Origin of the sequence: Psychromonas ingrahamii 37, from assembly GCF_000015285.1 — a bacterium.
Classification (GTDB): domain Bacteria; phylum Pseudomonadota; class Gammaproteobacteria; order Enterobacterales; family Psychromonadaceae; genus Psychromonas; species Psychromonas ingrahamii.
Window position 1 is genome coordinate 4293584 of the sequence record NC_008709.1, and the last position, 21173, is coordinate 4314756.

Annotated in this window: 13 protein-coding genes; 5 read left to right on the plus strand and 8 right to left on the minus strand. The window is 41.9% G+C overall.

Annotated features, from left to right (window positions below; genetic code table 11):
* Positions 1-70: 70 nt before the first annotated feature.
* Complete coding sequence (gene rep / locus PING_RS17950) at positions 71-2080, minus strand: DNA helicase Rep (RefSeq protein WP_011771708.1); 2010 nt, start codon at positions 2078-2080, stop codon at positions 71-73.
* Between the two features lie 220 nt (positions 2081-2300).
* Between rep and PING_RS17955 the strand changes: the two genes are divergently transcribed.
* The 3 genes from PING_RS17955 to PING_RS17965 are packed head-to-tail and all read left to right on the plus strand — an operon-like array spanning position 2301 to position 7114.
* Positions 2301-2876, plus strand: a complete 576-nt coding sequence (locus PING_RS17955) for a TetR/AcrR family transcriptional regulator (protein ID WP_011771709.1) — start codon at positions 2301-2303, stop codon at positions 2874-2876.
* Between the two features lie 21 nt (positions 2877-2897).
* On the plus strand, positions 2898-4019 hold the full coding sequence (locus PING_RS17960) for an efflux RND transporter periplasmic adaptor subunit (protein ID WP_011771710.1): 1122 nt from the start codon (positions 2898-2900) through the stop codon (positions 4017-4019).
* An 8-nt stretch (positions 4020-4027) separates the two neighbouring features.
* Positions 4028-7114 carry a multidrug efflux RND transporter permease subunit gene (locus PING_RS17965; protein WP_011771711.1) on the plus strand — a complete coding sequence of 1029 codons (3087 nt, stop codon included), beginning with the start codon at positions 4028-4030 and terminating at the stop codon, positions 7112-7114.
* A gap of 606 nt (positions 7115-7720) precedes the next feature.
* On the opposite strand, the gene galE is transcribed toward PING_RS17965, so the two are convergent.
* The 7 genes from galE to typA all read right to left on the minus strand — a co-directional run bounded on the left by galE (position 7721) and on the right by typA (position 16728).
* A complete protein-coding gene (galE, locus tag PING_RS17970) occupies positions 7721-8743 on the minus strand; it encodes a UDP-glucose 4-epimerase GalE (RefSeq protein ID WP_011771712.1) in 1023 nt (340 codons plus the stop codon).
* Positions 8744-8883: 140 nt separating this feature from the next.
* Positions 8884-9525, minus strand: a complete 642-nt coding sequence (pyrE, locus tag PING_RS17975; protein WP_011771713.1) for an orotate phosphoribosyltransferase — start codon at positions 9523-9525, stop codon at positions 8884-8886.
* Between the two features lie 5 nt (positions 9526-9530).
* Complete coding sequence (gene rph / locus PING_RS17980) at positions 9531-10250, minus strand: ribonuclease PH (RefSeq protein WP_011771714.1); 720 nt, start codon at positions 10248-10250, stop codon at positions 9531-9533.
* A gap of 128 nt (positions 10251-10378) precedes the next feature.
* Positions 10379-13255, minus strand: coding sequence for an insulinase family protein (locus tag PING_RS17985; protein WP_011771715.1), 2877 nt, complete (start codon positions 13253-13255; stop codon positions 10379-10381).
* Between the two features lie 166 nt (positions 13256-13421).
* Positions 13422-13859, minus strand: coding sequence for a D-aminoacyl-tRNA deacylase (gene dtd / locus PING_RS17990; RefSeq protein ID WP_011771716.1), 438 nt, complete (start codon positions 13857-13859; stop codon positions 13422-13424).
* The gene (locus tag PING_RS17995) at positions 13856-14734 is read right to left on the minus strand and encodes a virulence factor BrkB family protein (protein WP_011771717.1); all 879 of its coding nucleotides are present in this window, start codon (positions 14732-14734) and stop codon (positions 13856-13858) included. Before PING_RS17995 ends, dtd begins: the two co-directional genes overlap by 4 nt.
* Before the next feature lie 170 nt (positions 14735-14904).
* Positions 14905-16728 (minus strand): translational GTPase TypA, encoded by a 1824-nt coding sequence (typA, locus tag PING_RS18000; protein ID WP_011771718.1) that lies wholly within the window; start codon positions 16726-16728, stop codon positions 14905-14907.
* Between the two features lie 403 nt (positions 16729-17131).
* On the opposite strand from typA, the gene glnA reads away from it, so the two are divergent.
* Together glnA and PING_RS18010 are read left to right on the plus strand one after the other, a co-directional pair.
* Positions 17132-18550 (plus strand): glutamate--ammonia ligase, encoded by a 1419-nt coding sequence (gene glnA / locus PING_RS18005; protein WP_011771719.1) that lies wholly within the window; start codon positions 17132-17134, stop codon positions 18548-18550.
* A 321-nt stretch (positions 18551-18871) separates the two neighbouring features.
* On the plus strand, positions 18872-21046 hold the full coding sequence (locus PING_RS18010) for a glutamine synthetase III family protein (RefSeq protein ID WP_011771720.1): 2175 nt from the start codon (positions 18872-18874) through the stop codon (positions 21044-21046).
* Positions 21047-21173: the final 127 nt, after the last annotated feature.

Below are 21173 nucleotides of genomic sequence, written 5' to 3' on the forward strand. Positions count from 1 at the left end.
AAAGGTGAGATTCCAAAACCGCTAACCGCCACTTTCGAATAGTCGCCGGCACTATCCCGAAAGACAGAGCTTAATCGAATAGAGCACGCAAACTGGCAATCCCTTTGTCCGCCAGCTGCTTTTTCTGCTGATCTGTTTTTTTCGATGGCCCACTTTCCCAATCTAAATCATCCTGCGGTAATTCAAATAAAAAACGGCTTGGTGTGGGTTTAATGGTTTCTCCATATTGAGTCCGCTCTTTGGCTAGAGTGAAAGTTAACTCTTTTTTTGCCCGGGTTATTCCTACATAAGTCAGGCGTCTTTCTTCTTCAACATTGTCTTCCTCAATACTGATTTGATGCGGCAAAATCCCCTCCTCCATGCCAATCATATACACATAGGGAAACTCCAGGCCTTTGGATGCATGCAGGGTCATTAACTGCACCTGATCTAACTCCTCCTCAGCTTCATTACGCGACAGCATATCGCGCAGTGTTAAACGGGCAACAACCTGCTCCAGAGTCATTTCCTCATCAAGATCATCCCCTTTAAGCATTTCCGTAACCCATTTAAATAATGTCGACACATTTTTCATGCCCATTTCAGCGGCTTTAGGGCTGGGGCTGCTTTCATATAACCAGTCTTCATAACCGATATCACGAATTAAATCACGGACAACATCAATCGCCGGATCACGTTTAAGGCGGTCATTAAGATCCACCAACCAGCGCGTGAAAGCCCGCAGTGACTGTAACCCTTTACCAGTTAACGTCTGCTCTAAACCCATTTCAAAACTGCAGGTAAACAAACGACTGTGGCGCATATTGGCGTAACTGCCCAATTTTTCCAGAGAGGTCGGGCCAATACCGCGGCGCGGTGTATTCACAATACGCAAAAAAGCATTATCATCTTCATGATTCACCAATAATTTAAGGTAAGCCATAATGTCTTTCACTTCACTGCGCGCAAAAAAAGAGGTTCCCCCGCTAATACGATAGGGAATGCGGTTTGCCATCATGACCTTTTCTAATAAACGGCTTTGATGATTGCCCCGATAGAGCACCGCATAATCTTTAAAGGAGCACCCATTCATAAACTTATGTCCAGAAAGCTCCATCACCACCCGCTCCGCCTCATGTTGTTCATTATTTGCGAACAGGACTTTTAAGGCATCACCATAGCCTAATTCACTGAATAAACGTTTTTCAAATTCATGCGGGTTATTGGCAATTAAGACATTAGCTGATTTTAATACACGCTGACTGGAGCGATAATTCTGCTCGAGTTTTACCACTTTTAACTGCGGAAAATCTTTTTGTAACAGCAGTAAATTTTCCGGACGAGCACCACGCCATGAATAGATAGACTGGTCATCATCACCCACTACGGTAAAGCGAGCACGCTCTCCCACTAAGGCTTTAATTAATTCATACTGGCTGGTATTAGTATCCTGATATTCATCCACCAGCAGATAGCGAATTCTTTTCTGCCAGCGTAAACGCACTTCTTCTTTGTGCGTTAACAACAGCGTAGGCAAGACGATCAAATCGTCAAAATCCAAGGCGTTATAGGCTTTTAACTGGCGCTGATAAAGGTCATAACAATGGGCAAATATGACCTCCCGTTCACCTTTCGCCTGCTTTATCGCCTGCGGGGGTAATACTAAGGCATTTTTCCAATTGGAAATTTGCGACATTAAGGCTTTAAGCAAATCCTTATCTTCTTTTAGCTGCTTTTCAGTGAGCTCCTTTAATAATGCCAGAGTATCCTGACCATCGAACAAGGTAAAACCGGTTTTCATGCCCAGCGTTTTTACTTCACGTTTGATAATATCCAAGCCTAATGAGTGAAAGGTTGAGACGATTAAACCGCGCGCCTCTTTACGACCCAGCGTTTGACTAACCCGCTCTTTCATCTCGCGAGCCGCTTTATTGGTAAAGGTCACTGCGGCAATATTTTTGGCCAGATAATCACAATTTTGGATCAGGTGAGCAATTTTATTGGTGATCACACGCGTTTTACCGCTACCCGCGCCCGCTAAAACAAGGCAGGGGCCTGAGATCATTTTAACGGCGGCATCTTGTCCGGGATTAAGCTTCATGGTTTTTCCTACCTGCAAAATAACTGGGGTAAACGGCTGCTGATTTTACGTCAGTTTGAGTTGAATACCAATCAACAATATAGTTTCTGATCCTCTTCATCAGTGCCCGCGTATAGACAAAGCTACAACCCGCTGAGTCATATCAGAATTTAATGTAATTTAAATATTGCTTAATGTCACAAATAAACGATAATGAACGTTCATTCATTATTGGTGTATTATGAGCGATAAACGCAAAAAAATCTTAAACGCTGCTGAAATTTTACTGGCTGAACGCGGTTTCTACGGACTTTCGATGAAAGCGCTGGCGGATTCTGCCGGTGTTGCGGCGGGCACTATCTATCGTTATTTTGAAAATAAAGAGGATATGATTAATCAGCTGCATCAACATGTTAAAGAAGAGATCGCGGCCGTTAGCTTCAAAGGGCTGCATAAAGGGCTCAGTGAAAAAGAAAAATATGCATTGTGCTGGCGTAATACTTATCAGTCGGTATTAACCAACCCGAACCGCTTAATTGCCGTGTCTATGTTATTTCTTAGACCCTGTGTAAAAGGGCAAGAGATGCTCTCCTGTAACGATGCTCTCTTTGCTCCGCTATTTAATATTTATGAGCAGGGTATTCGTGAGCATATATTCCATGACTTCCCTGTGCAGGCTTTAATTTCATTAAGCTTTGAATCGTCCATTAATCTGGCAAAAAAAGTGATGAATCACAGTATTGATCAACCTGACGAACAACTTATTACGCAAATAATAGACGCCTCCTGGCAGGCAATTTTAAAACCCACAACTTAATTATTTTTTAAAGGTATTAATATGAAAAAATGGATCGCATCAGCCATCATCTTAGCCCTGCTTGTTTTCGGCTCCGTGATTGGCTTTAATATGTTTAAAGCCATGAAAACTAAAGAGTATCTGGCTAACCGTCCGATTCCGGAATTTCCAGTTACCAGCACCACGGTTACATTGGAAGACTGGACTCCACATCTGCGCGCCATTGGTTTTATTGAGCCTATTCAAGGGGTTAATATTGCTAATGAAGTGACAGGTAAAGTGGTTAAGATAGAATTTGAGTCTGGTCAGAAACTGCAAGCGAATGACCCCCTTGTATACCTTGATTCGGCAGTTGAAGAGGCTAATTTAAGAGCCGCTCAAGGGCGCCTATCAGCCGTTCAGCGTAATTATACGCGGGTTAACTCGTTATTTTCCAAAGGATCGGTTTCCCAGGGACAGGTCGATGATGCAGAAGCTGACCTATTAGCCCTACAGGGACAAATAGAAAGTTATCAGGCAACCATTAGCCGCCGTATTATTCGTGCCCCCTTTGATGGTATTACCGGCCTGCGTAATGTATTTATTGGTGATTATTTAAGTGCGGGTACCGATCTAGTGCGTTTAGAAGATGTCAGTAAAATGCGCCTCCGTTTTACTGTGCCGCAAAATGATCTGAATAAAATTTATATCGGTCAGCCCATGGATATTTTTGTTGATGCTGAGCCGGAAATTGCTTTTACCGGTACCATTTCTGCTATCGAACCTGCGGTAAACTATCAAAGCGGCCTGATTCAAGTGCAGGCAGAGATACCCAATACGGCGCAACAATTACGCTCGGGTATGTTTGCCAAGGCCAATATTATTTTACCTACCGTGCCAAAACAAATTGTTATTCCGGAAACCGCTATTAATTATACCCTTTACGGTAAAACCGTTTATCTGATCACCGAGCAGCAGGATAAATCGGGTAAAAGCTTTTTGCAGGCAGACCAACGCATAGTCAAACTCGGTAAAAGTAAAGATGGTTCAATCCGTATACTCGATGGTATTAAAAAGGGTGATCTAGTAGTAACAAGTGGCCAGGTACGATTAAGTAATACGGCACGTGTGACTATCATAGAATCAGACATTTTAAATATACCTGCTGAAATTCCGGCACTATAGGGGCTATGATGAAATTTACTGATATTTTTATTCGCCGTCCAGTACTGGCAATTTCGATCAGCTTGTTACTTGTTTTGTTAGGTCTGCAAGCCTTAAATAAAATGCAGGTGCGTGAATACCCAACCATGACCAATACGGTCGTCAATGTTTCAACCAGTTATTATGGTGCAAATGCCGACCTTATTCAGGGGTTTATTACCCAACCTATTGAGCAGGCGATTGCACAAGCCAATAATATTGATTTTATCACCTCGCAAAGTTATATGGGTAATTCAAAGATTTCAGTGTTTATGAACTTAAATACTGACCCCAGTGGCGCGGTAGCTGATATTCTTGCTAAGGTCAATAGTGTGCGCTCGCAGTTACCAAGCGAAGCGGAAGATCCAAGTATTGATATGAGCACTGGCTCAAGCACATCGGTTATCTACATCTCGTTTTCCAGTGAGCAGCTTAACTCAAGTGAAATCACAGATTACCTTGAACGTATTATTAAACCGCAGTTATTTAGTATCAATGGGGTCGCAAAAGTTAACCTCTATGGCGGCACAAAATTTGCGCTACGTATCTGGTTGGATCCTGAACGCATGGCAGGTTTTGGTTTAACAACAGCGGATGTTGTACAAATACTGCAGGCTAATAATATTCAATCGGCAGCAGGACAAACGAACAGTTATTACACTCTGCTTAACAGTAATGTAGGAACCCAGGTAGAAACCGGTGCTGAACTGGAAAACTTAGTTATTGCCACCAGTGGTGATGGTAAGGTCATTCGTCTGCAGGATATTGCCCGAGTATCTTTAGAAAAAAGCCACGATGTCTACCGTGCTATGGCCAATGGTGAAGATGCTGTAGTGGTGGCAATTGATGCAGCACCCACTGCCAACCCCCTTGATATTACCGCCGGGGTCCGAGATATGCTACCGGCTCTGGCGAAAAACAACCCCAGTTCAATCAACATGAAGGTGTTATACGACTCAACTATCGCCATTGAAGAATCTATCTCTGAAGTGATTAAAACCATTGCTGAAGCGGGTTTTATCGTATTACTGGTGATGATTCTGTTTTTAGGTTCATGGCGAGCTGTTATTATTCCTATTATTACTATCCCACTGTCTTTAATTGGTGTGGTGGTCGTGATGCAGCTGTTTGGTTTTACCCTTAATTTAATGACCCTGCTCGCCATGGTATTAGCGATAGGACTAGTAGTTGATGACGCTATTGTAGTAGTGGAAAATATTGACCGTCATATCAAAGCGGGAGAAGATCCGTTTCGGGCCGCGATTCTCGGCACACGTGAAATTGCAGTGCCAGTTATCTCCATGACTATTACGCTGGCAGCGGTATATGCCCCGATCGCGCTGATGGGAGGTATAACCGGTTCACTGTTCACTGAGTTTGCATTAACCCTGGCGGGGGCGGTATTTGTCTCTGGTATTGTGGCACTGACTTTATCACCTATGATGTGCAGTAAATTGCTTAAAAACAACCAAAAGCCAAACCGTTTTGAGCGTAATGTAGAGTCAGTTTTATCCTCTATCACTAGGGGTTATGGGCGTTTATTGGATAAACTAATGACCCGACGTCCTGCGGTTATTCTGTATGCCTGTCTGGTGTTTATCTCTTTGCCTTTTTTGTTTAACTCTATTCCTTCTGAACTTGCGCCAAAAGAAGATAAAGGTGCATTAATGGTAATGGCAAAAGCGCCTGCCAATGCCAACCTTGATTACATCGAAAACAGCATGCGTATTATCACCGGCGAATTAGCTAAACAGCCCGAAGTAACAAGCAGTTTAGCGATGTCCGGTATTCCTAATTCCAATCAGGCATTTGGTATTGCGATAATGAAACCTTGGAGTCAAAGAGATAAAAGTCCTAAAGAGCTTTCTGCCTCTTTAATGCCGAAGTTTAACAGCGTAGCGGCGGTTGCAACAACCGCATTCCAAATGCCGGAATTACCCGGCTCATCGGGTGGATTACCGGTGCAGTTTGTGATCACCACGGGCAATCAATTTGAAAGCTTAGTCAGTATTGCAAGCGATGTACTGGCAGCAACGCAGGCAAGTTCTAACTTTGTTTATTCAACCTTAGATTTGGCCTTTGATTCAGCGACAATGAACATCCAAATTGACCGTGATAAAGCCGGTGCTTATGGTGTCACCATGAAGGATATTGGTTTTACATTAGGCACATTATTAAGTGATGGTTATTTAAACCGCATTGATCTTAACGGTCGCAGTTACGAAGTGATTGCACAGGTAGAACGGAAATATCGTTTATCACCGCAAAAATTGGGTAACTTTTATGTGCGGGCAAAAAATGGGGATATGATCCCGCTCAGCAGCCTGATTACTATTGATGTGACCGCTGAACCGCGTTCTTTAGCGCACTTTAACCAGCTTAATAGTGCCACCGTTGGCGCAGTATTATCCCCGGGCGTTGCTATGGGTGATGCGATTGATTTCTTTGAAGGCATTGCAGAGACCAAATTACCTCAGGGTTACAGCCATGATTATCTTGGTGAAGCGCGTCAATTTGTGACTGAAGGCAGTGCCTTATACATGACCTTTGTTCTGGCGATATTGATTATTTTCTTGGTACTTGCCAGTCAATTTGAAAGTATACGTGATCCTCTGGTTATCTTATTGACCGTACCTCTTGCTATTAGTGGCGCATTAGTGGCGCTTGCCTGGGGAGCTGCAACCATGAACATTTATACCCAGGTTGGTTTGATAACACTAGTGGGGTTAATTACTAAACACGGTATTTTGATTGCCGAAGTGGCCAAAGAAGAGCAGTTACATCACGGCTTAAATCGTATTGATGCTGTTAAAAAAGCCGCGACGGTGCGTTTGCGTCCAATATTAATGACCACAGCGGCGATGGTAGCGGGTTTAATACCTTTACTCTTTGCAACGGGTGCCGGTGCGGTCAGCCGTTTTGGTATAGGTATTGTTATTGTAGCGGGCTTATCCATTGGTACTTTATTTACCCTGTTTATTTTACCTGTTATTTACTCTTTTATCGCCAGCAAGCATCAACCCCGTCAAGAGTTTGATGAAACGCTTGAACATAAAGTGAAAGACCATGAGCACTAGGCTATAAAGTTATAAAGCCATAAAGCCATAAAGCCATAAAGCTATAAAGCTATAAAGCCAGATTGGCATTAATAAAAAGGCCTGACATTTACTGTCAGGCCTTTTTTTTATTTTATAAAAGTCACCACAGAGGAAAGAATAAGATATTACTCTCTAAACTGGTCCTTCAGGCTCGGCTTATTGTTTTTGTGCTGAAAGCTTGAAGGCGGGATGCCAAAAAGCAAGGTCTGAACACACTCCCGGAACTGGGCCTTTAGGCTTGGCTTGTTGCTTTGAAAGCAGCATATTGGTAATTGTTAGCAGGATGTTTTTACAAAACATTGCCCGGGTTCACTGCACACACTCCCAGAACTGGGCCTTCAGGCTCGGCTGTCGGTGTTGTTTTCCCTCAGTGTGTGAATCCTCTGTGCCTCGGTGGTAAAAAGCTTAAAAAAAGGCCTGACATTTTTCTTGTCAGGCCTTTTTTATTTTATTGGATTTGAAATTGATAGCTGCTGCGTGATTGATAAGTTTATTCAACTCTCAGGATGTATTTTGTCCATTCCACCTTCAAGCCATCAAGCCTTCTAGCACTGTGCATTGAGGGCTCTGCGCAACCTTAGTTTGCTATTCTTGACTGCCATAACCCTTAGGGTTTTGTGACTGCCAACGCCAACTGTCCTCGGACATCTCTTTTAATGTTCGGCTCGCTTTCCAGTTTAGCTCGCGGTTGGCTTTGGAAGTATCTGCCCAGCATTCGGCAATGTCACCCGGTCGACGCGCACAGACAGTATAAGGAACTTCTTTGCCACTCGCTTTAGCAAAGGCATCAACCATCTCTAATACACTGCTGCCTTGGCCTGTACCCAGATTATAGATATGCAGACCGGGTTTAAGTCCGACCGCTTTAAGGGCGGCAACATGTCCGTCGGCCAAGTCCATTACATGGATATAATCACGTACACCGGTACCGTCGGGGGTATTATAATCATTACCAAATACAGATAATTTTTCGCGTCTTCCTACCGCAACCTGAGCAATAAAAGGCATTAGATTATTCGGAATACCCTGTGGATCCTCGCCGATAGTACCGGAAATATGGGCGCCAACGGGATTGAAATAACGTAATAATGTGATACTTAATTCCGGCTGTGCCGCTTGTAAATCCCGCAAACACTCTTCAACAATATATTTACTGCGACCATAGGGATTAGTGGTTGCACCCGTTGGTGTCGATTCAGTAATAGGCATTTTCAGCGGGGAGCCGTAGACCGTGGCCGATGAGCTGAATAACAGGCTTTTTACCCCTGCATTTTTCATAACTTCTGCGAGCAGTAGGGAGCCGTGCACATTGTTATCATAATATTCCAGGGGCTTTGCAACGGATTCGCCAACGGATTTTAAACCGGCAAAGTGAATCACAGCGGCAATTTCATGCTCTGCAAATATTTTTTCTAAAATATGACGATCGCGCACATCACCCTGATAAAAAACCGGTGTAGCGCCAGTTAAATGATGGATTCTTGATAATACGATTTCACTGCTGTTGGATAAATTGTCCAGAATAATGGGTGTCATGCCCGCAGCCATCAGTTGAATACAAGTATGGCTCCCGATATAACCCATTCCACCCGTAATAAGAATTTTCATTTTTAACTCCCTTAATATTGATATAATGATCTTAGCAGCAAAAAATAGAGACTATCGGTGATTAAGATAGATCTATTAAAAAAAACCGCAGTCTATTGGCAATAGAATGCGGTTTTTTTGCTTTTCCGGCAGAGATAAAATCAAATGCCGTATTGTTCCCGATAGGTGTTAACCGCAGCAAGATCCTTCTGCATTTCAGGCTTTGCTTCCAGATAAGTAATTAAGTCACTAAGCTTAACAATAGAAATAACTTTAGCACCGTAGTCGCGCTCTACTTCCTGAATAGCAGACAGTTCAGCGCGGCCCTTTTCCTGTCGATCCAATGCAATTAAAACACCCGCTAATTGGGCATGATGCGCTTGGATAATATCCATTGACTCACGAATTGCAGTGCCTGCGGTGATCACATCATCAACCAGCATTATTTTACCCTGCAGCTTTGATCCGACTAAACTCCCCCCTTCGCCGTGGGTTTTAGCTTCTTTGCGGTTAAAGCAGTAGGGGATATCTAAATCGTAATCGTTAGACAATGCAACCGCTGTTGTGGTTGCAATAGGAATACCTTTATAGGCAGGACCAAAAAGCAAGTCATACTCAATGCCTGAGTCCATTAAAGCGGCCGCATAAAAGCGCCCTAAACGGGCTAAATCACGTCCACTATTAAACAACCCGGCATTAAAAAAATAAGGGCTGGTACGGCCCGATTTCAGGGTAAACTGGCCAAACTTTAAAACCTGTTTTTCTAAGGCAAATTCAATAAATTCTTTTTGATAATCTTTCATTTTTTTTATTCCGCGTTGAGTGCTTTTTTCTGTTCCACAACAAGAGCTTCAATTCCGCCCTTGGCAAGACTTAACATGCTAAGCAGCTGTTCATGACTAAATGCGCCATCTTCAGCTGTTGCTTGAATCTCAATTAAACCACCGCTTTCGGTCATCACCACATTCGTGTCTGTTTCCGCGTTGGAATCTTCCGCATAATCTAAATCACATACCGGTGTGCCTTGGTAGATACCGACAGAAACCGCAGCAATCATCTGCTTCAGCGGACTTTTTTTCAGTTTACCCTTCTTTACCATCCAATTAAGTGCGTCAGCTAAGGCAATACAGCCGCCTGTAATGGCAGCGGTGCGGGTGCCACCATCGGCTTGAATCACATCACAATCAACGGTGATCATATTTTCACCCAGCGCATTGAGATCAACAGCGGCGCGCAGTGAACGTGCAATAAGGCGCTGGATTTCAAGCGTCCGTCCGCCCTGCTTGCCTTTTGCGGCTTCACGCATATTACGGATATGTGTCGCACGCGGCAACATAGCGTATTCAGCGGTCACCCAACCTTTGCCTTTACCTTTTAAAAAACGCGGCACAGAACCGGAAACAGAGGCATTACAAAGTACTTTAGTATTACCCATTTCAATTAATACCGAGCCTTCAGCATAGTCAGTATAATGACGGGTTATTTTGATTTCGCGGTTTTGTTCGGGAGTACGGTTACTAGGGCGCATAAATTAATAAGCCTTCTTTAAAAATGAAGGTTTATTATAAGAGTAAAGTTAATACAGGTCACGTTATACCCACATTACTTAAAGCTGCAGCTTCAGGTAATGTGGGTATAAGAGCGAAATTGAGATGATTAATGCTTCGGTAAACTGTCTATATTTGTAATTTTAACTTCATTGTGAAGCTGTAAAATAGCTTCTTTTAAAAATTTTGTCCCTTGAACTTGGATAACCACCGGCTGAGAATTTTCACCCTTTACCAAAACAGTTTGGAAAAAGGCTTTAACATCGGTTAAGGAGACTGCCGATAAACTGTCAATATAAGCTTGCTCAGTATCTATTTCCGGTTTCAGACTTAACCATTGATGACTCAAATAAGAAAACTCATCGCTAAGCGAAGTAGGTTGCGCTAAATAATTGGCAATCTGTGCTTTTTTAATGACGGCAAACTCTTTTTTGCTGGTTTTATCTAACTGCTTATTAAAATTTTCCAGGAAAACAGCAAAACGTTGATATAACTTAGCGTTGCTGAGCGTCGGGCTTTGGGTGAAAAGTCCAAAGGCAGCATAATCATCAACAGGAAAACTTGCGCTAAAAGGAGAGTAACTTAACTGTTCCTCTGTCCGAATTTGATTATAAAATGCCGGCTTTAGCAATTGATTTAATAACTCCGCCGTGGCTAACGCGGCATCCCCTTTAAGGTCAGAAAGATAAATAGTCGCTAAGGCATCATCATCCATCTTTGAACTGATTTGATAGTTTAATGCCCCTTCATTTAAGTCCGCCTGTAAACGTTTAATAGTATAAAAAGGCTGCTGCTCAATAGTCACAATACTGGCTAATGCACTGTCTAAATCGACAACTTGCTCACGACTTAAATTGCCTAAGGCTAACAGCCGTAAAGACGATTGCGATAATATTTTTTCAATAAATTGATTAATATCTAATAAATTAATCCCGTCAATTTCAGCCAGCAGAGCCGCATCGGACCATGCCGGTTGACGCACTAATTGTCGGAAACCCTCAAAGGCAAAATCCAACGGTTTCATTGCCACTTTATTATTTAACTGCCGCTGCACTTCCTGCTTGGCAAGGTTAAGTGTTTGCTCACTAAATTGTGCGTTTTTAATCTCGTTTAATACGGTCAGTAATAATTTATCCTGTTTATCACTGTACCCTGAGGTGCTGATTAACAACCCGTTTGAATGACTTAAAGCAAAGTTCAAACCAGCTTCACCGGCAACAAAATGCAGCGCTGCAAATTGTTTGCTGAACATTTCCAGCAATAGGCTCATGGTTATCCGGGATTCAGGATTTTGATCGCTAATGTCACTGTTTAAATGCAGCTTCATACTGGCTTTGGGTTCCTTAAAATAAGCACTTTGCTTAAACCAAACAGAATGCCCCTCTTTATTAACCAGCTGCTGCGCTTTCGCTGAATACTGCCTATCCACTAAGTTGAAATTTTCAGGTAACCACGGATTACCCGCGGGCAGGGTTAATTTAATGTTCTGTGCTTGTCTCAACCAAGTTTGCTGGTTTTTTTGACTGATAATATCGCGCGTATATTTTCCCTGGTAATAAGGGATCTGCGTTCCCCCTTCCAGATCTGGAATCATTTTAAAAATACGGCTGTTTTCTGGTGTTAAATAGGTTAATAATTGGGATATAAATTTTGCATTAAAACCATCTAAACGGTAAGGGTGAAACAGAAGATCTTTATACGGGTAGTTCTGCATATTAGCGGACAAACCCATCACATAGCTAAAACCGGAATTTTTGGTTAAAAACTTAAAATCTCTGTCTAAGCCGCTTTTTTGTTCGCGATACTGCAGTTGACTAATACCCTGTTTTTTAATTAACTCAATATAAGCAAATAAACTGGCTAAAATCTTATCCTGCTCCTTTAAGCCTGCATTGGTCATTACAAACTGCATTGAAAATTGTGAATAGTTTTCACTAAAAGAGCCATAAAAACCCGCCATCACAGATTCTACTAAGCCTGCTTTTTGCAGCTGATTAGATAATCCGCCCTCATGATCTGAGCCTAATAAGCGGCTGATATAACCACCAGGTTGGTACATATATTCATCTTGGACGCTCGGTATTAAAAAATTAACCTGCAATAATTTAATATTGGCCGTGGGTTTTATTGCAACACTGATAGCTAACTCTTTTGCAGTTAACATTGGGCTCACAATCACCGGTTTAGTGGCTTTTTTATTGGGAATCTGGCTAAGATATAACTCTGCCATTTGCTGTAAATCAACAATTGAGCGCGGACTGGTTAATGCCACCTTCATTAAATTAGCCGAATAATAGGTCTCAAAAAAATTGACCAATTCATCCTGTAATTTACTGCCAGGTTTATCTTTTAAGGTGGTTAAATTACCTGTACTAAAACGCGCTGTAGGGTGATCCGGATTTAAAGTATAATGCTGCAGCGCGTAAAATTTACGCATATCGTTATCAAAATAGGTTTTATGCTCAGCGTAGACAGTATTTCTTTCTTTGTCCGCATAACGCTTATCCAGCAATGGGGCGCGCATCACGTCCCCTAATCTGTCTAACGCTTCAGCAAAGTGGCTATCATTGACTTCAAACCCATAGACAGTACTCTCCTGAGCAGTATAGGCATTAGTATAACCACCATGTTGAGTCATAAATTTACTATATTCGTTAATGGTTGGGTAACGCTCTGAGCCTAAAAATAACATATGCTCCAGATAATGGGCGAGACCCAGTTGCTGATCAGGATTATTCATACTGCCAATCGGCAAAGATAACGATGCGGCACTGTTTTCTAAATCCGGATCGGATACCAGCAGAACTTCCAGCTGATTCGCCAAACGGATCACCTGATATTCACGTGAATCATTTGGGCTTTGTATTATTGCTGTTTCGAGTATTTCAAGTGAAGAGGCAGCCTGCTTTGAATCAGCGCTTACCAGCGAAGAAAAACTCAATGTGAAACAAAAAACGAAAACGGTTAGTCGATGACTATATGACATTATTTATTCTCTTCAATATGATAAATTACAAAAAAAACGGAAACTACGCAGACCAAATCAGGGGAGCTGCTATAAGACAATCCACTATGCAATAAGTTTAACTGAAAAGAAAGTTCTCTCGGGTTAAAGAAAAATGTTCAAAAAAATCCAGAAAAATAAATAGGGACTAAATCTGCAGCCAAAAGGTTACTGGGCCATCGTTAGTTGAACTGACCTGCATATCAGCAGCAAACTCTCCCGTTTCAACCTTAATACCCATCTCTGAACAGTTTTTATTAAACAGTTTGTAAAGGCGTTTGGCCTCGATCGGCTCCGCGCCCTTTGAAAAACCTGGACGATTGCCCTTATTCGTTTGTGCCGCCAGAGTAAATTGTGAAATAACTAAAATTTTCCCTCCTGCTTGCTGCACATTAAGATTCATTTTATCGTCGCCGTCGGCAAATATTCGATAAGCGAGTACCCGTTGTGCCAGACGTTTGCATTTAGCTTCATCATCCTCTTTTTCAACGCCTAATAAAACCAGTAACCCAGGCCCTATTTGACCAATATTTTCTCCGGCAACGGTAACTCTGGCGTCACTAACACGCTGTATAAGGGCTATCATATGTCCGCTCCCAAATATTCTTTAGTCACATTGTTGTCTTCCTGCTGCTTTAAAAACTCTTCTAATGTCGCAGTGACTTCAGCACCGATTAAAACAATTAACCAACTGTAATAGATCCACACAAAGAGAATTGGGATCACTGCCAGCGCACCGTATATTATCTGCTGCGAGGGGAAATTAGTAATATATAAGCGGAAAAGATCGGTGCCGAAGAAAAACAGAATAGCCGCAATCAAACCACCTATTAATGCATAACGAAAACTGACTCGCTGATGAGGCACAAGCGTATAAACACCGGCAAAGGTTAACCAGGTTAAAATAAAAGGCATTAAGCTCAATAGTCGTTGGCCAAATGACAGAGAGCCATGTTCTTGAAAAACACTAAAAAGGTAAGAGCTTAATGCCAGACTCGCGCCGATAATCACCGGACCCAAGCTTAAAATAGTCCAATAAATAGTAAAGGACTGGATTCGGGAACGTTTATTAGTGCAACGCCAGATGCGGTTAATGGTTTGATCTATCGTAGATATCAATAATAATGCAATCGCTATCAATGAGCCAATCCCCATCATGCTCATTTTTTTAGTATTTTCAATAAAGCCGCTGATATGCTCCTGAATCGTATCTCCAGATGTGGGCAGCAGATTGTTATAAATAAGATCTTCTAACATTCCCTTCAGATCAGAAAAAACTGGAAAAGCCGCTAACATATAGAAAATAACGGCCAGTAAGGGCACGATAGATAATAAAGTCACATAGGCCAGATGCCCCGCCGGCACCTTAATATTATCCTGTTCACTCCGCCGCCATACAAAGAGCAAGTATTGGTAGGTAACTTTAACTTTGTCCATCACAATTTTTCTACCAAATTTCATCACTATTATCCTTAGAGTCTTACACCTTACTACCTACTGCTGACGACTGACCGCTAATGACTGATAGCTGTTAGCTGTTAGCTGTTAGCCTTACCCATTTAACCCTAAATCATAAATAAAAAAAAGGTCTTACCGAAGTAAGACCTTTTATCTGTATTGCTTTTAGTTATCTAGCCTTTAGTAGGGCGCGATGCACGTTTACGTTCGTTCTCTGAAAGTAGTTTCTTACGGATACGAATGCTTTTTGGTGTTACTTCAACTAATTCATCCACATCAATAAACTCAAGCGCTTGTTCAAGCGTTAAAATAATTTCAGGTGAAAGTGTTTGTGCTTCATCTGTACCAGAAGAACGAACGTTAGTTAATGATTTACCACGTACACAGTTAACTGTTAAATCGTTAGCACGGTTATGAATACCAATGATTTGACCTTCGTATACTTCTGTAGCATGTCCTAGGAATAGACGACCACGATCTTGTAAGAAGAACAGAGAGTAAGTAACCGCTTTACCTGTTTGATTACAAATTAAAACACCATTTTGGCGTTGACCAATAGTGCCACCTTTATGGGGACCGTAGTGATCAAATGAATGGTAAAGTAAACCAGAACCCGACGTTAATGTCATGAATTCAGTTTGGAAACCGATTAAACCACGGCTTGGAATAACAAAGTCTAAACGTACACGACCTTTTCCGTCTGGCATCATGTTAGTCAATTCAGCTTTACGAACGCCCAACTGCTCCATAACCGAACCTTGACTTTGTTCTTCAACGTCAACGGTTAATGTTTCATAGGGTTCTTGCAATTGACCGTCTACAAGACGCTCGATAACTTCAGGGCGAGATACCGCAAGTTCGTAACCTTCACGACGCATGTTCTCAATTAGAATACCTAAATGCAGTTCACCACGACCAGATACTTTGAATTTATCCGGATCAGCGGTTTCTTCAACCTTAAGCGCTACGTTATGTACTAGCTCTTTGTGTAAACGGTCTAAAATATTACGTGAAGTAACAAATTTACCTTCTTTACCACAGAAAGGTGAATTGTTTACCTGGAAGGTCATCGTTACCGTTGGTTCATCAACAGTTAATGGAGGCAGAGCTTCAACATTGTTTTGCGCACAAACAGTATCGGAAATCTTAAGTTCACCCAGGCCACTGATTGCAACAATATCACCGGCTTCAGCCACTTCCACATCGTTACGTTCAAGTCCTAAATAACCTAATACCTGACCCACTTTAGCGTTACGTTTTTTACCATCAGCGCCAATAACTGTCACTTGCTGGTTAACTTTAACACTACCGCGTGTAATACGGCCCACTCCGATAACACCTACATAAGAGTTGTGATCAAGTTGAGAGATTTGCATTTGGAAGTCACCATCACGATCTGCATCCGGTGCTTCAACACTGTCAACAATAGTTTGGAATAAAGGTTCCATAGTATCGCTTTCAGTTTCCATATCTTTACTTGCCCAACCGTTTATCGCTGATGCATAAACAATTTGGAAATCTAACTGTTCGTCAGTTGCACCAAGATTATCAAACAGGTCGAATACTTGATCGATAACCCATTCAGGACGTGCGCCTGCTTTATCTACTTTATTGACAACAACTATTGGTTTAAGACCGTGTGCAAATGCTTTTTGAGTTACAAAACGCGTTTGTGGCATCGGACCGTCAACCGCATCTACGATTAGACAAACACTGTCTACCATAGATAAAATACGCTCTACTTCACCACCGAAATCGGCGTGTCCAGGTGTATCTACGATATTGATATGGTAATCATTCCACACAATCGCAGTGTTTTTTGCAAGGATAGTAATACCACGTTCTTTCTCTAAATCATTCGAGTCCATAACGCGCTCTTCAGCACCACCGCGTGAATCTAGCGTTCCAGATTGCTCTAGTAATTTATCAACAAGGGTGGTTTTACCATGGTCAACGTGAGCAATAATGGCAATATTTCTTAATTTTTCTAACAACATGACGAGCCTCAAAAGTAACAATTTATGAAAAAGTAACAATGTATGAAAAAATACCAATTAGGTAAAGTCAGCGAAATTTTACACTGTATTTACTTAATTGGTATTATTAGCGCACATTGTAACCATTATTCGAAAAATAGAAAGTTTTAACTCGGTCACAATTTATGAAACCGTCCTGTATGATAGCTTTTCTTATCATTTACAACCAACGAGAGCAGTAACGCACCAAGCTGGAGCAGGGGCGCACCATAATAGAGCATTTATTAGGCGATATTTTACTCGTCAAAAAAAAAAGCTCAGATATAATGGATAGCAGTCAGGTCGGCACAATTTTAGCCGTTTGAGTAATTAAATAAATTTGTTATGGTTGTCCACCACTTAAATGTCAATTGAGGTTCTAAACATGTCTACAAAAACAGTACAAGATGTTCTTGATTTTATTAAAGAGCAAGAGGTAAAATTCGTAGATTTACGCTTTACCGATACACACGGTAAAGAGCAACACGTCTCTATTCCGCATCACCAAGCAAACGAAGACTTTTTCGAAGACGGTAAAATGTTTGATGGCTCTTCAATTGCAGGATGGAAAGGCATTCAAGATTCGGACATGGTATTAATGCCGGATCCAACCACTGCTGTTCTTGACCCCTTTACGGATGATGCAACGCTTAACCTGCGTTGTGATGTGTTAGAGCCTAAAACAATGCTTGGTTACGATCGTGACCCGCGATCTGTTGCTAAACGCGCCGAAGCATACCTGCGTTCAACGGGCATTGCTGACACTATTTTATTTGGTCCAGAGCCCGAGTTTTTCCTATTTGACGATGTTAAATACGGTAATACTATGCAAGGTGCATTCTTTTCCATTGATGCTAAAGAAGCGGCGTGGAACTCAGGTACCTCCTATGAAGAAGGCAATACAGGCCACCGTCCTGGTATCAAAGGTGGTTATTTCCCTGTCGCCCCCGTAGATTCCGCACAAAACATCCGTAGTGCTATGTGTCTTATCATGGAAGAGATGGGCCTTATTGTTGAAGCACATCATCATGAAGTCGCAACTGCCGGCCAAAATGAAATCGCTTGTCGTTTTAATACTATGGTTAAAAAAGCCGATGAACTACAAATTTACAAATACGTAGTACATAACGTTGCTCATGCCTACGGTCAAACCGCAACCTTCATGCCTAAACCGCTTGTTGGTGATAACGGCTCAGGTAATCACTGTCACCAGTCCCTAGGCAAAGACGGTGTTAACCTGTTCTCCGGCGACCAGTACGGCGGGCTTTCTCAGCTAGCGCTTTATTATATTGGTGGCCTTATCAAACATGCTAAAGCACTTAATGCCTTTACTAACGCGTCAACTAACTCATATAAACGTCTAGTGCCACATTTTGAAGCACCGGTTATGTTAGCGTACTCTGCCGGTAATCGCAGCGCATCTATCCGTATTCCAATCGTACCGTCACCAAAAGCGGCACGTGTTGAACTACGTTTCCCGGACCCAACGATGAACCCTTATTTAGGTTTTTCTGCGATGCTAATGGCGGGTCTTGACGGTATTAAAAACAAGATCCACCCTGGCGAGCCTCTTGATAAAGATTTATACGATCTGCCTAAAGAAGAAGCGGATGCAATACCACAAGTTGCTGTTTCTTTTGAAGAAGCACTTGCTGAACTCGATGCTGACCGTGACTTTTTAACCGCAGGAGATGTTTTCTCGAATGACTCGATTGATGCCTACATCGCCCTTAAAACAGCTGAATGTGAAGCTGTTTCTCGTGCAACGCATCCAAAAGAGTTCGAATTATACTACAGCGTATAAGCAAAGAACTTAGTTAGGTTATGAACACCTGCTCACACTAATTCCGCTTAATTAACGGAATTGTCATCAGCTCAAAGGATCAACTAGTTTGATCCTTTTATTTTTATTTTTATTTTTATTTAAGTAATCACTGCAAATCCAATAACCCGATACCCCTTCCATAAGAAAAACGATTTCCTCAAAAAAACACTCTTTTTTCTACTGCAGAAAAAATAAAATACTGGCACAATTATTGCTTAATATCTTTCTATTATCTTTTAAATTTAAAAATAACCAAGCTGATCCCATCCAGCCTCTATTTTATAAGTCAAGGAGCCCCACATGAGTGGAAACCAAAATCGCCTTAAAGCAATTGAGAAAATTACTAATCGTGCACCCAATATGGTCGACAAACCTGAGCCATTAAGTAAAATTTGGGCAGAAGACGTTTTTAATCTTCATAAAATGGAAGAAGCATTACCAAAAAATGCTTTTAAAGCGATTAAAAAAACGGTTCAAACTGGCTGTGCTTTAGAGCCGGCAACGGCTGATGTTGTTGCTGCAGCGATGAAGGATTGGGCGCTTAGTAAAGGCGTTAAATTCTACTCACATATCTTTTACCCTATGACTAACATTACCGCAGAAAAGCATGATGGTTTTATTATTACCAATTCTGATGGTGGTGCAATTACTGAATTTACCGGTAGCCTGTTAATCAAAGGGGAGCCAGATGGTTCCTCTTTCCCTAACGGTAGCTTGCGTATGACTAATGCTGCCCGTGGTTATACCGCTTGGGATCCGACCAGCCCTGCCTACGTTATGCATACGGCTAATGGCTCGACTTTAATGATCCCAAGTGTGTTTATGTCCTGGACGGGTGAAGCATTAGATAAAAAAATTCCACTACTACGCTCAATTTCAGCAATGGACGAAGCCGGGCAAAAAGTACTTAAATTAATGGGTGAGACTGATACCGCACCACTTAATTCAAGCTGCGGCGCTGAGCAAGAGTACTTCCTCGTTGATGAAAACTTTGCCAATGCACGCCCCGATTTGTTACTTGCAGGCAGAACCTTATTCGGTGCTCCTCCCGCTAAAGGTCAACAATTTGATGATCACTACTTTGGTGCAATCCCTGAACGCGTTCAAGTGTTTATGCAGGATTTTGAAAACAAACTTTACAAGTTAGGTATCCCGGCTAAAACTCACCACAACGAAGTGGCTCCGGGTCAATTTGAAATTGCACCTTATTATGAAGCGGCTAATGTCGCCGCCGATCATCAGCAACTTTTGATGACGGTGATGAAGAGCACTGCAAAAGAGCATGGCTTTCTATGTTTATTACATGAAAAACCCTTTGCTGGTATTAATGGCTCGGGTAAACATGTTAACTGGTCGGTGGGCAACAGCACCCAGGGTAACCTGCTAGATCCAGGCAGCACACCACATGATAATCTTAATTTCTTACTTTTCTGCGGTGCCGTTATTCGCGGTGTGCATAAATATGGCCCGTTATTACGCGCTGTTATTGCATCAGCTTCTAACGACCACCGGCTTGGTGCTAACGAAGCACCACCGGCTATTCTTTCTGTTTATTTAGGCGAGCAGTTAGAAGGGCTATTTAATGACATTAAAAATGGCAAGCTGTTAACTTGTGCTGATGCCGGTTTAATGGATTCTGGTTTATCGCAAATCCTGCACTTTGAACGAGATCCGGGTGACCGTAACAGAACCTCTCCCTTTGCATTTACAGGTAACCGTTTTGAGTTCCGCGCTGTTGGCTCATCACAATCAGTATCTGGTCCATTGGTTGCTATGAATACAATGCTTGCTGATTCATTAAACTGGATTGCTGAAAAGTTAGAAGTGGCTTTAGCAGAATCTGAGAACCAAAATATTGCCGTTATATCTGTATTAAAAGAACTAATGGAACTGCATGGCAATATTGTATTTGGTGGTGACGGTTACTCGAAAGAATGGCACACAATGGCGGTTGAAGAGCGTGGTTTACAAAATATTCCAACAACAGCCGATGCCTTACCTGCATTTCGTGAAGAGTCAATCGTTAAACTTTTTGAAAGCACTGGGGTATTCTCACCCATTGAATTAGAAAGCCGCTATCAAGTTTATGCTGAGCAATACATTCTTTCGATTGAGGTAGAAGCTAAATTAGTGATTGATATGGCAACGACCACTATTTATCCTGCTGCTATGAGTTACTTATCACAGCTTGGTCTAACGACTTCGACAATGATTGGACTCGATATCGCGCTTGATACTTCGCTCACATCTGAAATCGCAGTTGAGACCAATGCGCTTATGACAGCTGTCACTAAACTTAAACAAGCAGTCGCAACACATGACTTTGTCGATGTAGAGGCGCATATGCATTTCTGTGCTGATGTTATTCGTGGCTTAATGGATCAAACACGCGAGCACGCTGATGCGCTTGAAACACTTGTTGCCGATGAATTATGGCCGTTGCCTAAGTATCAGGAAATGTTATTTATCAAATAATATTTTATTTAGGATTAGTAGGCTCATAAATAAACACTAATAAAAAGGCTCACTTTTTATGTATAAAAAATGAGCCCTTTTATTTTGAGTGATATAACTTGCAGTAATAATAGTTTTTTATTGCCTA

Excerpts from the sequence above, each read along its gene's own strand:
- rep (WP_011771708.1), bottom strand. The coding sequence starts at position 2,080 with ATGAAGCTTAATCCCGGACAAGATGCCGCCGTTAAAATGATCTCAGGC.
- PING_RS17955 (WP_011771709.1), top strand. The coding sequence starts at position 2,301 with ATGAGCGATAAACGCAAAAAAATCTTAAACGCTGCTGAAATTTTACTG.
- PING_RS17960 (WP_011771710.1), top strand. The coding sequence starts at position 2,898 with ATGAAAAAATGGATCGCATCAGCCATCATCTTAGCCCTGCTTGTTTTC.
- PING_RS17965 (WP_011771711.1), top strand. The coding sequence starts at position 4,028 with ATGAAATTTACTGATATTTTTATTCGCCGTCCAGTACTGGCAATTTCG.
- galE (WP_011771712.1), bottom strand. The coding sequence starts at position 8,743 with ATGAAAATTCTTATTACGGGTGGAATGGGTTATATCGGGAGCCATACT.
- pyrE (WP_011771713.1), bottom strand. The coding sequence starts at position 9,525 with ATGAAAGATTATCAAAAAGAATTTATTGAATTTGCCTTAGAAAAACAG.
- rph (WP_011771714.1), bottom strand. The coding sequence starts at position 10,250 with ATGCGCCCTAGTAACCGTACTCCCGAACAAAACCGCGAAATCAAAATA.
- PING_RS17985 (WP_011771715.1), bottom strand. The coding sequence starts at position 13,255 with ATGTCATATAGTCATCGACTAACCGTTTTCGTTTTTTGTTTCACATTG.
- dtd (WP_011771716.1), bottom strand. The coding sequence starts at position 13,859 with ATGATAGCCCTTATACAGCGTGTTAGTGACGCCAGAGTTACCGTTGCC.
- PING_RS17995 (WP_011771717.1), bottom strand. The coding sequence starts at position 14,734 with ATGAAATTTGGTAGAAAAATTGTGATGGACAAAGTTAAAGTTACCTAC.
- typA (WP_011771718.1), bottom strand. The coding sequence starts at position 16,728 with ATGTTGTTAGAAAAATTAAGAAATATTGCCATTATTGCTCACGTTGAC.
- glnA (WP_011771719.1), top strand. The coding sequence starts at position 17,132 with ATGTCTACAAAAACAGTACAAGATGTTCTTGATTTTATTAAAGAGCAA.
- PING_RS18010 (WP_011771720.1), top strand. The coding sequence starts at position 18,872 with ATGAGTGGAAACCAAAATCGCCTTAAAGCAATTGAGAAAATTACTAAT.